Origin of the sequence: Bacillus sp. FSL R10-2780 (genome assembly GCF_038006125.1) — a bacterium.
Taxonomy (GTDB): domain Bacteria; phylum Bacillota; class Bacilli; order Bacillales; family Bacillaceae_G; genus Bacillus_A; species Bacillus_A cereus_U.
Map to the genome: position 1 here is coordinate 77,725 of NZ_JBBOUQ010000003.1, position 15,734 is coordinate 93,458.

Here is a 15,734-nt window from a genome sequence, read left to right on the forward strand (position 1 = left end):
TTTGTGCCGAATTCCTTGTATCTGTAATGTATTTAGATAGACATGCTACGATTCTAAAAAGAAAATTAATAAACTAATATAAGTAAGGGAGAATGATGAGTACATTGTTACTTTAAGATATCCAAAGTGTGATGTATGAAGAAGATGCATATTTGTTAAAATTAATAGTGAACCTAATCCGCTTGGAAATTATTAATGAAATAATTAAACATAAAACATTACATGAAACACAGTTAACCAAAATTCTAGGTATTCGACAATCACCAACATCTCAACATCTATCAAAGATGAGGGGAATAATTTTAAATGTGGAAAGAAACGGTGTGGAAAATTATTATCAAATTAGTAATGAAAAGATGGTACAAATATTTAAAGGATTAAGGTGTCTAATGAAGTAATAGTTGATTAGGTAATCTGAGTTATATAGTATAAGTAAAATATTTTTATATAACTATAGTGAGTAGATTAAATTTAAATAATAAGCAACTGCTGTCTGTAGGAATAGAGGTAACTAATTTGAGAAGTTCACTTTCCCTGTTCCCCCGTGTCTTCTTAAAAGTAACTATAAATCAAGTTGCTTCTATTCCTATGTACAGCATTGTTACGCCAGCCATGTCATGGCTGTACATAATTTAGCAACGTGAAAAAGGATAATAAACAGAAAAGAAGCTATTTGGGGATAAAATAGTTTCTTTTTTGTTGAAAGAATCTAGTTTTTAGCGAGTTATATCGATATTTCAAAGGTGTTTCTTGCTAGTGATTTTCCTTTTTTAAGTACTAGGGGGTGGAAATAGAAACCTTTTCTTATCTTTAGTAAAGTGTAAATGTGTTCTTTATGAATTGTATGGGCAAATCTCAAGTCTAATTTCCTTTTGTTGCAAGCTAAGACATTCACTGGTATCACAAGTGAGTGTCTTAGCTTTTTTGTAGTTAAATTAGGATTTTAAGATGTTGGGGGAGTATTGGAAACTTCTAGATGAACAAATAAAATCCAACTTTGTTATGTGTTCTCTTAACCGTACGAAATCTACTATTACACGACAAAGGAAAGGTTCAAATATTGTATTGTAATTCCATCCCACTCTCTACGAAAGAAAACAAGACAGTAAGATTGACCAAAATGAAAAAATCAAAGATTACGAATTAAGAAGAGGCACTAACCTATAGAATTTTTCAATATATACAGATGTTATGTTGCTTATTTATTTTTATAGTTAAACCGAGTTCGCGGGGACATCAGAGTAATTTAAATAGAATATATGCAAGGGCAAAAAAAAAGAATTAAGACTATTTATAATATTGCAAACTCGAAAGCAGAAGGGACAGGTAACCAGAAGGTTAAAATTGTGAAGTCAACTTAAAGAAACAATATTTACTTTGATAAAGGAAATATTTATGACTGATAGAAGTTCCACATACTGGTAAAGTTATTTGAAGAAGGTCATTGGAAATCCATATAAATGGCTTTCCAATGACCTTGATGATGGATGCTTGTGTCAGATGAAACTTATTGGCGATGACGCTGTGCTTCGGCCACTTCTATAATCATTCAATCGGATTCAAGTTCGGTAAAAATGATGGAAGGTAAATCAACATGAGACGATACCTGTGTTTTCTAACAGGAACAGTTTTCGAATGGAAAATTCGTTACATTCTAGAAGAGAATCATGTGAGATCAGGCAGGAAACACAATCAAAAACATAGCTCAAGTGACAGGCAACAATGTACCATCACAAAAGTTAAATAAAGGGAGGGGGAAAGTTATAAATCGTTAAAATAATCTTAAAATTCTCTGGAAGGAGGAATTTTCACAGTGAAAAAGTATGTTGGTAAGGCGCTAATTCTGATGATGTCGGTGCTATTGTTTTTTCAGCAATTTGCTATATCTGCAGTAGCTGCCACGTCAGAAGTACCAAATTTGGAACTGAATTTTAAAGCGCTACAACAAGAAGTACTTTCTGGAAAAACAGCCGATTTTGAGTTAGATGTAAAAGTGACGGGATCACAAACCACACTAACGAACGGAAAAATCGTTGTGAACTTACCGAAACATTCCGAAGTTCCAGTGGTCTATCCACAGATTCAAAATGGTGTTCCTGATAAAACTTTAACAATTGCAGGGGTTAGTCCAATTTATGATGCGCAGAAAGGTACATTAACTTATACCTTTCCAGAACTAAAATCTGGGCAAGTCTATAAGACTATTATTCAGGCAGTTCCTGAATTAGGAAAAACACCTGTCAGTGATAAAGATAAAAACATCATTGAACTAGAATCAGATGTAAGTATCACGGTAGATCAATACAAGGATGCGTTGAATTCAGGAAAGAAAACAACAAAGGTAATTTCAAATGGAGCTGTTAGTGCTGCTACCGCAACATCAGAAACAGCAAAAGAATCTACCGCAACATCAGAAACAGCGGTAGCATCTAACGCTACACCCGAAACAGCAGTAGCATTTAACGCAACATCAGAAACAGCAAATCTAGAGTTGTATTTAAACTCTTTACAACAAGAAGTGCTTTCTGGAAAAACAGCCAATTTTGAGTTGAATGTAAAAGTAACAGGATCCCAGACAACTTTGACGAATGGTCAAATGGTTGTCAACTTACCGAAGCATCCAGAGGTTCCTGTAATTTACCCGCAAATTCAAAACGGTGTTCCGAATGAAACATTAACGATTGCTGGTGTGAGTCCAATCTATAATGCACAGAAAGGTACTTTAACTTACAAATTCCCTGAATTAGTATCTGGACAAGTCTACAAAACCATTATTCAAGTAATTCCTGAGTTAGGAAAAACGCCTGTTAGCGATAAAGGTAAAAATATTAGGAATCTAGAATCTAATGCGAGTATTAAAGTAGATCAGTATGCGGAAGCTTTGGACTCCGGTAAAAAAACGACAATGGTTATTTCAAATGGAGCAGTGAGTATCTCTAAAGCCTATACTAGTACAAAAAAGTACAGAAATAACAGGTGGACTTTGAGTACTGATAATCCGGTTCAAGGGGACTTAGGTGTTTGGACGATTAAAGCGAGCATCCCTAAAACAGATGCGGGACTTAGCTATATTCAAGAAAATGGTAAAATACGCATTGTTGATCAACTACCTGCAGAGCTTGTTTTTGATCCTACTTTACAAGACTCAGGGTTTACGGGTGTGTACAATGCAACCAATCGAACGGTCACTTGGGAATTTGATGCACCAACGTTTGCTCAGCAAGATCAAGTAAGCGTAAATGGGAACTTATTTGAAAAAGAGTTGAAAATAATTTTGTTGTTCGACCCTAATATTGCCTATAATTCAAAAATTGAAAACAAAGCTACCGCAACGTATCAACCTTATGGGAATATAGCTACTACACCAACGATTAGTGCGTCAGAAACAGCAGAAGTAGGGATTGCGAGTAGTGATGTTGATAAACCTGGTACACCTGGGGGTTGGATTTACGGATTTCATGCAGGAGCGCAAAATGGAATTGGCGGTTATACAAACAATGTGAATTTGGGGTATGTACCAACTGTTACAGATGATGCTCAATTGCAGTTCGGAAATTATATAGCTATCCATCCGTATGGTTTATTACACACAGTCAATTCTGATCCAAACGCTAAGTATCCTGATTTTCAACAAATTGTAGATCAAGGATACGCGTACTATATGATGGAGTATACGATTGATCCAAAATTAGATTTGACACATCTTGAATTAAAAGTTCCCTATTCATATTATAATGCAAGCAATCCAGCACATCCTCTTGCTAAATTACCGGATACTTTTATTCAATTAAAAGTAAATGGTGAATGGAAACAAGAATATCAAATTCAATACCCTATTGGAGATCCTGGGACATTGACGGAGAAGTTTGAGGTATCAAAATTCGGTAAAAATGCTGGTGAACATGTACAAGCTTACCGTGTGATTTACCGAAATGCCTCGGGTCAAATGAACACCGAAGTTTACTCCTATTATGATGTGTATGCAGGTGCAACAGGGACTACTACAAATAGTGTAAAGTATGAATTTAAGCTAAATGATGGCACCAAAGTAGCACTTACACCAATAGATGATACATCCGTGCATGGTAATCGACACGTCAATATTATTAACACTTTTGATACGGCACCAATTGTTCAATCTTCTATTCAGTTTGTAGATGGTGGAAACAAACCGTTAGCGACAGGTTCAAACATACAACGCGGAAACAATCGTATCGAAATTCAGTTCCAAAATGATGCTACGTCAGAAGCGAATATTAGAGGACCACTGGAACTTGTTGCCCTATTACCTAAAGGGGTCAACATACTGGACCAACCCAATATGTTATACAGTACGAATTCAGATAATCCGAAATATCAAGTGATCGGTGAGGTTAACGGCCAACAACAAATCAAATTCACTTTTGATAATTCGCGTTTACTACCTAAAGAAAAAGTAACTGCGAGTTTTGATGTGGATGTCACAAGAACAGCATTGTCAAATTTAGAAATGCAAGTGTATGGATTCTCAGCGAATACAGGGCTAAAAGTACCTACTTCTCAAGGAGATGTTTATACAAAATCGGTTCTAGAAACAGATACAAATGATGTAAATAAAAATGGAAATACGACTCAGCCTCGTGTGAAGTCGGCCAACAAGTATTCGATTATAAAGAACGATAACTTACAAATTACAAAACAAGTAAAAGGTAGTTTAGATAGTGATTTCTCACTATTTGGGCATACAAACCCAGATGGAGATGTAACGTATCGTTTCAATTTAACGAATACAACGAATGAAATTATTGAGCAGTTTATGTTTCTAGATGTATTACCGTCAGTAGGGGATTTAGGAATTACGGATACCACAGAACGAGGTAGTAAATTTGAAACGACATTAAAAGGACCTATTAGCTTTGCGGGAACGAAATGGCAAGACCAGGTCACGGTTTACTATAGTAAGTCCAAAAACCCAAAACGTGATGATTTATACGCAACAGTAGATTATTCGGTCGGTTCTACACCACAACCAAACCCAGCTGGTGCAGAGGATCCAAATTGGATGTTGGCAAGTGCGGTTACAAATTGGAACGATATTCATAGTTTCAAGATTGTCATGAAGGATGGCGTCCAATGGTTAGAAGGACAAGATATTCAATTTGACGTAGAGGCAAAAGCGCCAGCCTTACCAGTAGACGCAGCACTTTTTGATGAAAAGACACCTGAAGTGGACCGTGCTGCATGGAATTCCTTTGCAGTAACAACGAATGGACTTCTAGCTGTAGAACCATTACGGGTAGGGGTTGCAATGAAAGCACTACCTGGATCACTTGAACTTACAAAAGTAGACGATCAAACAGGAAAAGTTCTCTCAGGCGCAACGTTTGAACTTCGGAAATATGAATCAGACAATTCAACGGGGTATTCAGTAATAGCGAGTGGTACTACGGATGAATTAGGGAAACTGATACTTAAGGATCTCCCATTAGGTTCATATAAGCTTGTTGAAACGAAAGCACCAAATGATTATATGCTTTTAAGAGATCCAATAGACGTTAATATTACAACATCCGGAGAAGTGGTAAAACTAACAGTGAAAAACTCCAAAACAGGATGGGTGATACCGGAAACAGGCGGAATTGGAACCACCTTATTCTATGGAATTGGTGTATTACTTATGATAATCGCGTTATACGTATTTCTCCGTAAGAGAAATAGAAATAAATAGATTCAAAAATTTATAGAGACAGTGGGGAAAAGAAAATGAAAAAGATTTTAAGTCTATTATTCATCTTTGTATTAATGTTCTCAAACTTGCCAAGTATGGTTGCAAATGCGGCAACTCCAACGACTGGTACTTTAACAATCCATAAGTATGAACAAGAAAAAAATGGAGCGCCAGGTGCAGAAGGTGACGGTTCTGCAAATCAAACAATTCCTGATGGTGCAAAAGCATTACCGGGTGTAACATTTGAAATTAAGCAAATTACGTCATTTGAAAAGATTACAAATGATGGAAAAATCGCAACGGAAGTAGTAAAAACAGTAACAAATGCAACTCCAATTCAAGTAACAACAGATGCAAACGGGCAAGCGGTATTTCCAAATTTACCACTAGGTCGCTATGAAGTAAAAGAAATTGCTGGTCCACCACATGTTAACTTAAACAAAAATACGTATACAGTTGACGTTCCAATGACAAGCAAAGATGGTGTTGCGTTAAACTATGACGTGCACATGTATCCAAAGAATGAAATTAAACGCGGTGCAGTAGAATTAACAAAAACAGGTGCAGAAGATAAAGCATTAGCAGGTGCAGAATTCTCTATCTTTAAAGCAAATGGCACAGAAGTGAAAACAGGTTTAGTAACAGGTACTGACGGGAAAATTCGTGTAGACGGTTTAGAATACGGCGATTACTATTTCCAAGAAACAAAGGCACCAACAGGATATGTACTAGACTCAACAAAATATCCATTCTCTATTAAAGAATCAGGTACAATTAACGCAGACGGTACAATGACTTCTGGTGTTGTCGTACCAGTAGCAGTGAAAAACTTTGAAGAACCAACAATTGATAAAAAGATTAATAACGATTTAGAGTTTTTACCGATAAATCCGTTAAAAGATTACAATTATGATATTAAAACATTAATTCCAGAAGATATTAAGGATTATAAAAATTATGTGGTAACAGACATAATGGATGATCGATTAGTTATTCAAGGTACACCAGTTGTAACAATTGATGGTGTACAAGTAGATGCAAGCGTTGTAGAAGTAACTGTAGATGGACAAAAAGTAACAGCTACTGTAAAAGATTTTTCAAAGTTAGATGGTAAAAAAGAATTCTATTTACAAATTAAATCACAAATTAAAGAAGGCGTACCGGCAGGAACAGAAATCCCAAATACAGCAACAATTGATTTTACAAACAAAAATGATGTAACGGGTGAGAAAGAGACGAAACCAGTTATTGTTGTACCAACAAATGGTAGCATTTCGTTAACAAAAGTAGATGGTGCAGATGGAAAAACATTAGCGGGTGCAGAGTTTGAATTACGTGATAAAGACGGTAAAGTTGTAGTCGTACAAGGTCAACCAGTAAAAGGTGTATCAGACGAAAATGGTGTTATCACATGGAATAATATCCCTTACGGTGATTACCAAATCGTTGAGACAAAAGCACCAACTTATACAAAAGAAGATGGTTCAACAGGTTCTTACCAAATCTTAAGAGATCCAATCAATGTAACAATTGATGCAGATCATCAAACAATTAAATTAAATGTAGAAAATAATAAGAGTGGTTGGATCCTTCCTTCAACAGGTGGTATGGGAACAATCTTATTCTCTGTAGTAGGTATGTTATTAATGGCTGCAGCAGCATTTGTTTTCTTCAGAAGAAAAGCTGCAAATAACTAAATCATTACAAATTTATACCGGTGAACTGTGAAAAGAGGAGAAGCAAATCGCTTCCCTCTTTTCAATATGTTTACAGATTTAAAGGGGGCACTATGAAACGCAATATCATTTTTGGGTTTATATTTGTATTAGGGCTTGGTATTTTTTTATATCCAACCGTAAGCAACTGGTTAGCAACAAGAACACATTACTCTCAGGTAAGCTCTTTTGATACGAAAGTAAAATCACTTCAAAAGAAAGAACTCGAACGTCGTGAAGAAAAGGCAAAGGAATATAATAAACAAGTTCAGAAATCCACACAATCGCTTTCAGATCCATTTGCGGAAAAGTCAAAAGAGAATCAAAAGTCTTATGCGGACGTGTTAAATATTGGTGATGTCATGGGATATGTTGAAATACCTAAAATCGATGTGAAACTTCCCATTTATCAAGGAACATCTGAAGAAGTTCTGAACCGCGGAGTAGGATATTTAGAGAAGTCTTCTTTACCAGTAGGCGGAGAAAGTACACATACGGTGTTAACAGGACATAGGGGATTACCTTCAGCCAAGTTATTTACCGATTTAGACAAACTGAAAGAATCAGATGTTTTTTATATTCATTCATTAGATAAGGTTCTTGCTTATGAAGTTGATCAAATTAAAGTGGTTTTACCGAGTGAAGTAGAGGACTTAATGGTTGTGGAGAATCAGGATTATGCGACATTGCTTACATGTACGCCTTATGGGGTCAATACACATAGAATGTTAGTGAGAGGACACCGGATTCCTTATGAACCACAAGAAAAAGAAAAAGAAATGATTGCAAAACCATCTATGTTCGATGAGTGGGTGTTAATTGTCCCAATAGCTATTTTAACTATAGTTGTACTCCTTATCCTAATGAGAAGAAGAAAGAAAAAAGAGGTAAACAACTAGAATTAGTGCGTGGTGAATTTATGAAAAAAGTGTTAATAAGTGCGGTATTATTTGTTGTAGGGTTAGGGGTATTTCTATATCCAACTGTTGCAAATTACATGAATCATCGTGTTTATGAAACAGAAATAACGAATTATGAGAAACAGGTGGGCGAATTAGAAGACGAGAATATTAGTAAGAGATTTAAGGCAATGGAAGCTTATAATGGATCATTAAAAGGGCCAACCTTTCATATGGAAGATCCATTTACAAGTAATGAAAAGAAGAATACCACTCTTGTGAATTTCATTAAGAAAGATGATGTATTAGGTACAGTAATCATCCCAAAAATTAACGAAGAGCTCCCTATTTATTTAGGTGCGACTGAGGAGCATCTAAGTATGGGAGTCGGTCAAATTGGCGGGACCGCCTTTCCAATTGGTGGACAAGATACACATACAGTACTAGCAGGTCATCGTGGTTATCATGGTGCCAGGATGTTTAGGCATCTTGATCAACTACAGAACGGGGATAAGTTTTATATTCATATTTTTGGAAAGAAATTAACTTATGAAGTAACTGGTCAAGAAGTAATTTATCCAGAGCAAGTTGAAAAACTCGCAATTGTGAAAGGGAAGGATAAGGCTACACTACTTACATGTGAACCATATACTTCGAGTAAATATCGTTTACTCATTTATGGTGAGAGAGTAAACGATGAAGTAAGTCAAAATAATACAGAGAACATTATCAAACTAAGACAATATCAAAAACAAAACTTTATAAAAACAATTGTTTTTATATTCATGGGGCTTCTAGTTATCTTTTTTGGATTATTTGGTTTATTAAGGAAGAGATAAAGCATTGTTTTAAGATAGAAGAAAAGAAGGTTCTTTTGCAAAGATTACTAAACGGGGACCAACCACATCGCTTTCAAACTAACAAAACAAAATAAGGTTCCGGTGTCTGGTAGCTATCAAATTAAATTAAATAAATTCTTGGTGGACTATGCATTGAAAAATATTGAAAATGGATGTGATTGAGTTTGTCGATTTATGTGAAAAGTGCAGAAGTTTTAAAAGTATTGGCTCATCCGGTACGGATTACAATTTTAATAGAATTAATGACAAGAGGATCATGTAATGTAAATCAAATTGTAGAAATTCTAGGTATCCCTCAATCTATAGTTTCCCAACATTTAATGAAAATGAAATCCCAAAAATTAATTATGAATTATAGAAGAGGAAATGAAGTTTACTATAGTGCTCCCAATAAACAAGTTAATTTTATCATTGAACTATTACTAGAAAAAAAGTCTATAAGTTAATAGATGATATAATCTCGTTCGCTTAACAAATTCAAGTGATTGGTTTTTTTTGTTGCTTAAAATTTCCAGGTCATTAAACTAACCTATTACACCAAAAAAGTACCGAAATTTGGGTTCTGGATTTTAGTTGTAATGGGTTAACGTTTAAAAAACATACTTATAATGAATGTAATAATAATCATCTGTTAATTCTTTATTTAATCTAACATCAGAAGGAACAGGGATAGCTGAAAATATTATATCTGCGAAAGCAGGAGAAGGTACTGGTACTCATATTTTAGCATTTGGTGATGACAATACAGTGAAAGATGGTATTGAACTTTCTGTACCTGGTAAAACAACAAAATATGCTGAAAAATATAGTACATCATTAACATGCACATTAGCAGATGTCCCAGGACAAGAACAAGAAAAATACATGAGGAGACACTGCGATATTATGCAGTGTCTTTTATATAATGAAAAACTGTAATAAGGAAAGGAGGATTACATGTTACAAGGCCACCATATGAAAGATGAATCGCTTCTAAAAGGAGTGGTATTGCCTATGTGAGGGCGGTATTCAGTGAACTCTTCAAGATGTGCCAATGAATGATTGAAGATAGCTATATAAAACAAATATATATAAAGAAGAAATAAAGTTAAACAAATTCATAGATGATAGTGAGGAGAAACTCTTTTACTTAGAATATATGAGGGAAGAGTTCTCTTCATTAAATAAAGCGCTTTCATGTATGGGCAAGGAGATAGAAATTCTAATGAAACAGACGATTGTAGAGATTTATGAAGAGATTTTATCTGGGAAAAGGCGCTTTTTTCCTAAAGGGACATGGAAGGAAGATACACAAAGAGAAATAATAAAATTATTAACACGTCATTTAGTTAACGATATTTTGAAATGGAATGAGAAAGAGATTAAAGATAATTGGAATTTGGAACTAATAAAAAAATGGAAACTAGGTGGTGCGTGTAGTATTTGTTTTAAAGATAGTCCGTATCAAATGTTAGATGCAGCATTTCCAAATCGATTTGAACCATGGGAATTCAAAAGTACACCTAAAAACTATTGGACAAAGGAAAAGGCATTAGAAGTTTTATATTATTGGATTGAAGAAAAAGAACAGTTATCAAGAGAAGAGCTGTTAAATACGTTTGATTATAGGTGGTTGAAAGAAAGATATTTAGATTCTCCTCTTCAAATCCATTGGAATTCTAGTCCGTATCAAATATTAAATGAGGCGTACCCAAATCAATTTCAGCCATGGGAATTAAAGAAGGGGGCAAATAATTGTTGGAAAAGTAAAGAAGAAAGTTTAAAGATTTTTAGAGATATAGTACAAAATCTGAATTTATCTACAGAGGATATGAAGGAACAATATTCATTACATTGGGTAATACAACAAGGATTACGTACCCCATTAAACAAATTCTTTAGAGATAGTCCATATGAAATGTTAAACGCAGCATTTCCAGGTCAATTTAAACCGTGGGATTTAAGAGAAGCACCAAATAAGACTTGGATGAATAAAGGAGAAGCGATAACAATCATTCGAAATGAAATTGAAACATCTTCAATTTCTATATCGGAATTACATAGAATAGGGGTGAAGAAATGGATGATAGAGAAAAAGATGATCACACCTTTCGGTAAATTCTGGAAAGAAAATCCAGTTAAAATGCTAGCTGAATTGTATCCAGAAAACATTAAAAATCATTCGAATCTTTATTTAGAAGACTAGTATATGCTAGTCTTTTTTATTAATTTTCAAATTGAAGTAATAAAGAAAAGACATCCTAAGGTGCTTTCCTCCGGCTTGAACCATCTTAACTTTATTCATATTTATTGAATTTTCTCTTTAGCTTTTTACATTCGTAATGTAAGTCTGCGCATCTAGGCACTAAATATTCAAGCCCCTTAATTATATACTCTGGATCGTATTTTCGACCGCTTATTATGTCACTATTAAAATCGAATAATATTTCTTGATATTTTGGTGCTATGGATTTATATTCATCATTTAACTTGGATAATTCCTCTAGATGTTCTGTAGGTGGTTTTAGAGACATAGGTGATTTTATTTGTTCGTAAATAGAATCAATATTATCTTTGGATAAATCAAGTGTAATCCCAACTTGTCTAAATGATAGTAGTTTTTTCAGTAGAAAAAATCTTCATTATGCCACATCATAACTTGGGATTTAGTTTGCGACAAAGGATGGAGCAGCTAATAAATTAAACATGAGTTTTACAAAAGATACAAAATGTTAAATTCAAAAAACCAGTGATATCCTATTTATATGCTGATATCACTGGTTTTTTATATAGACTAATACATTTTGTATGGATTTATATATGATGTAGAATTGGCTAACTTCGAACTTGTTACCTTTCCTTTTCTTGTTCAGGTATCTCCTTCTTTTGCAATGTATGATTTATATTTTTTATTTTCACGCTGTATAGGAAAATCAGAAGGATTATTGAGTACATCAAAAAAATTTGTTTTCTTGGTTAGACGGATTGTTCTTTCTTGAAATCCAATCATTGGATACGAAGTAATAAAAACCCCTTCAAAAGGTGTACCTTTTGATGCGGAAGTTATTCCTATGAAATTAATGTAAACTTATATTAATTTGTTTTAATATTATATTTATAATTGGATTATTAAGTGATGTAGTGATGGGCAGGATGATTGCACGAATAAAAAACCGTTCATTCTTATAATCTATTCATAGAAAACAAAAGAACCACCCGGAAATAGATCCATAATGGTTCTCTTTACAAATACTTGGTACAATACTTTACTGAACTAGATAAGGTATGGGATTCACTGCATTTGTTTTTTCAAAATTCCACTCGCCGTTATGTAATTCAAAATGAAGATGTTGCCCGGTTGAATGTCCTGTATTCCCCATGTGTCCTATCATTTGTCCGGTTTCAACCCGATCACCCGCTTGTACTGTACGATCCTTCAAATGTGCATAAACGGTTGTATATAATTTCCCATCTATCGTATGAGCAATAAACACAACATTTCCATAGGAATTAGAGTAGTAGGATTTTATTACTTTTCCGCTTGTTGCTGCCAGGATTGGAACTTCACCTGGAGCTGTGAAATCTACTCCGTAATGCATTTCTCCCCAACGAACATCAAATGTAGAGCTGACTATCCCTTTCGTTGGGGACTTGAAAACAGCTGGAATAGAAGGAGTTTCTTGTGGTTTGTTTTGTAATACATAATGTTTAGCTACATATCCAAAGCCTGAACCGAAACGTATTTTATACCAAGAACCTACTGTTTCTACAACTTGTAATTGGGTACCATTTTTTAAAGATCCAATTATTGAAGTGTTAGTTCCCGCTCCGCTTCGCACTCTTAATACAGGAGTTGCAACATAATAAGATGGATTTCCTTGTACGGTGGTTCCTTTAACCATTGAATGGGAACCATCAGAGACAAATTCTTTTTTCACATATCCTGTTTTTCCATTATAAGAAATTTTATACCATTCACCACATTCTTCTAAAATGGAGATGTATTTTCCATTTGGTAGTACACCGAGAATAGTAGATTCAGCATTTGGCTCTATACGAACATTTAATGCAATCGCATTTACAATATATTGATTTTTTGGTTGTGTTTGTTTTGTGGGAGAAAGATAAGATTTTTGCATGTAACCAATTTTATTTTGTACATCTACTTTATACCAGTCAGGTGTTGTTTCTATTATTTTAACTGGAGTATTGAATGTAATATTTCCAATAGAGTTGCTATTTGTAGTAGCATCCTGATACAGATGTGCTTTGTCAAAATTTACAAATTCGATTTTTACTTTGTCATTTTGTGGTATTGATACAGCATGAGAATCAGCTGCTACTACTGAAGGGAGAAGCGTAGCAATTGCAGCAGTTGTTAATGAAAAAGTGGTAGTGATCATCTTCATATAATAATAAGCCTCCTTGGGGAATGTATTACAACATTAAAATGAAAACAATATTAAAGTGAAAGATATATATAAAGAATAGCAGATTTTTAAAAGTTGGGGTAAAAAAATATCAAAAAATGTCGAATTAAACAGAATTTTTAGATTTTTTGTTGATTCGTGTTATTTTTTATGTTAAACTCATAACAACAAAGAAAGAGTCACCGAAAACCCTTATCGGTTAAATTTTCAGAATTTTTAGTGTTATTTATCGGTTTACTCCATGTGATTTACACTTTTGTGTATTGCTTTTCCACTCTTTCTTTGTTCTACCCTATAAAAGAAAACAACCTGTTTTTATCCAAGTTGTTTTCTTTTATAAAAATATAATTTGTTGTTTAACAGTTGGGATTACTATTTTAAAAGTTATTATGGTTTATAGGGGGGCGATAGCTAATAGATTGGATATTTAATGAGAAGTTTGCATTACAATAGAGTGAATCTAGAAAGAGGTGAAAACTAAGAAATTCGGATGTTAGTTTTTTAATTTTGGAAAAGGAAGAATAAAAATATAGTGGATATACAATTACAATAAGGGAATGCAGTATAGATTAGTATACTTGCATTCCCTTATTATATTTATTTTTTTCTTTCTTTCTATATTTTTTTGTTCATAGATACCAGTAGCCATCTCAGTTTGGAATCAAATAAATGCTCTATTATTACTTAAATATATTTTAATCTTATTAAAAATGATCCTAAATCATATCCTGCATTTATTATTGCAATGGCTGAAATTATAGTTAATGGATATTTCACAAATGGATTATAAAAGATTTTTTTTGTTTTTTTCATGTTGTAGTCCTCCATTATATTAATCATCTTATTTTTAATGTTATCATGAACATAGATATAATGATTTGTTTTTTATTAGATATAAAATCCTGTTTGCATGTTTACTTTCATTTTATGTACAATAAGGGAAAGAAATAGTATAAGGCAGGGGGAGGAAGCCCATGTCCAATCAACAATTAGTGAATTTACGTATTGATTTTGCATTTAAACAATTATTTGGTACAAGTGGGAACGAGGATATTCTGGTTGCCTTTTTAAATGCTATGTTACATGATTCTTTAGAATCACCCATTATATCCTTACAGTTAGAAGATCCACATTTGCATCGAGAACATGAAGAAGATAAATTATCGATTTTAGATATCTCAGCGACATTAGATACGGGGACAAAGATAAATGTAGAAATACAGCTGAATAACAATCACGATATGATCAAACGAAGCTTGTATTATTGGGGAAGGTTATACACTTCTCAATTAAAAAAAGGAATGCCATATAGCTCACTTCATAAAACAATTACTATCAATTTGTTAAACTTTGTGATGTTTCCTGAATATGAAGCGTTTCATACAACAGGAATCTTGTGGAATCAGCAACAACAAAAGGTATTGAGTGATGATATAGAAGTGCATACTATTGAAATTCCGAAGTTAATGCAACAATGGCGTAATGAACAAGTAAATCCCTGGGAAGATTCGTTTGTTCGTTGGTTATTATTACTTCCAGCGAATGAAGATGAACACTTAACCCAAACATTGGAGGATATTGCTATGAACCAAGATCCAATTTTACAAAAGGCAATGAATAAGTGGGAACGTATGAGTCAAGATTCTTCTTTCCGTCAAGCCTATGAAGCAAGGGAAAAAGCATTAATGGATGAGGCTGCAAAGTTTGCTCATGCAGAACAACAAGGGATAAAAAAAGGAAGAGAAGAAGGAAAGCTTGCTGAACGTATTCAATTAGTTAGTGGTATGCATAAAAATGGAATGTCAGTAGAGGACATTGCAAAGTTCACGAAGTTAAGTATAGAAGAAATACGAGAAATTTTACAATCCTAAATAGATCAAAATAACACCTACAAATGTTTGTAGGTGTTATTTTTTGGGGGCATTCTCAATCGGGGAAACTTTTACGATCTATGCGACACCAAACTATTAATATGTGAAAAAGTAAACTTTTGGATAAAAGTTTACTTTCATTTTTATTTTTTTAAAAGAACATGTAGAAATTACTACAGGCCTGAAGGGAAGCAACGGGGAGAATGGCTATTCACTGTAGAAGCAATGGGAATTTTATATCCCAAAAAATAAAATATGCAGGATTATAGGAGT

General features: G+C 33.9%; 9 protein-coding genes and 1 pseudogene. 8 read left to right on the forward strand and 2 right to left on the reverse strand.

All coding sequences use genetic code 11. The annotated features are described in order from the left end of the window. Positions 1–1,813: 1,813 nt before the first annotated feature. From NSQ47_RS26655 to NSQ47_RS26685, 7 genes and pseudogenes are all read left to right on the forward strand, one after another. Complete coding sequence (locus NSQ47_RS26655; RefSeq protein ID WP_341038704.1) at positions 1,814–5,707, forward strand: SpaA isopeptide-forming pilin-related protein; 3,894 nt, start codon at positions 1,814–1,816, stop codon at positions 5,705–5,707. A 35-nt stretch (positions 5,708–5,742) separates the two neighbouring features. Beyond that, a complete protein-coding gene (locus tag NSQ47_RS26660; RefSeq protein ID WP_341038706.1) occupies positions 5,743–7,404 on the forward strand; it encodes a SpaA isopeptide-forming pilin-related protein in 1,662 nt (553 codons plus the stop codon). A gap of 92 nt (positions 7,405–7,496) precedes the next feature. After that, positions 7,497–8,321: a class C sortase gene (locus NSQ47_RS26665; protein ID WP_335695708.1), complete on the forward strand. Its 825-nt coding sequence runs from the start codon at positions 7,497–7,499 to the stop codon at positions 8,319–8,321. Positions 8,322–8,341: 20 nt separating this feature from the next. Then, positions 8,342–9,160: a class C sortase gene (locus NSQ47_RS26670; protein WP_335695707.1), complete on the forward strand. Its 819-nt coding sequence runs from the start codon at positions 8,342–8,344 to the stop codon at positions 9,158–9,160. Positions 9,161–9,345: 185 nt separating this feature from the next. Beyond that, on the forward strand, positions 9,346–9,627 hold the full coding sequence (locus NSQ47_RS26675; RefSeq protein ID WP_078181480.1) for an ArsR/SmtB family transcription factor: 282 nt from the start codon (positions 9,346–9,348) through the stop codon (positions 9,625–9,627). Between the two features lie 214 nt (positions 9,628–9,841). After that, a pseudogene (locus NSQ47_RS26680) lies at positions 9,842–10,099 on the forward strand (WxL domain-containing protein); the annotation flags it as partial. Positions 10,100–10,385: 286 nt separating this feature from the next. Next, a complete protein-coding gene (locus NSQ47_RS26685) occupies positions 10,386–11,366 on the forward strand; it encodes a DUF4046 domain-containing protein (RefSeq protein WP_341038711.1) in 981 nt (326 codons plus the stop codon). Between the two features lie 1,060 nt (positions 11,367–12,426). On the opposite strand, the gene NSQ47_RS26690 is transcribed toward NSQ47_RS26685, so the two are convergent. Together NSQ47_RS26690 and NSQ47_RS26695 are read right to left on the reverse strand one after the other, a co-directional pair. Continuing rightward, positions 12,427–13,569 carry an SH3 domain-containing protein gene (locus NSQ47_RS26690; protein WP_341038712.1) on the reverse strand — a complete coding sequence of 381 codons (1,143 nt, stop codon included), beginning with the start codon at positions 13,567–13,569 and terminating at the stop codon, positions 12,427–12,429. 705 nt (positions 13,570–14,274) lie between these two features. Beyond that, a complete protein-coding gene (locus NSQ47_RS26695; protein ID WP_341038713.1) occupies positions 14,275–14,403 on the reverse strand; it encodes a hypothetical protein in 129 nt (42 codons plus the stop codon). Between the two features lie 161 nt (positions 14,404–14,564). Here NSQ47_RS26695 and NSQ47_RS26700 point away from each other — a divergent pair, with 161 nt between their 5' ends. Then, complete coding sequence (locus NSQ47_RS26700; RefSeq protein ID WP_098323289.1) at positions 14,565–15,461, forward strand: Rpn family recombination-promoting nuclease/putative transposase; 897 nt, start codon at positions 14,565–14,567, stop codon at positions 15,459–15,461. The last annotated feature ends 273 nt before the right edge of the window (positions 15,462–15,734 follow it).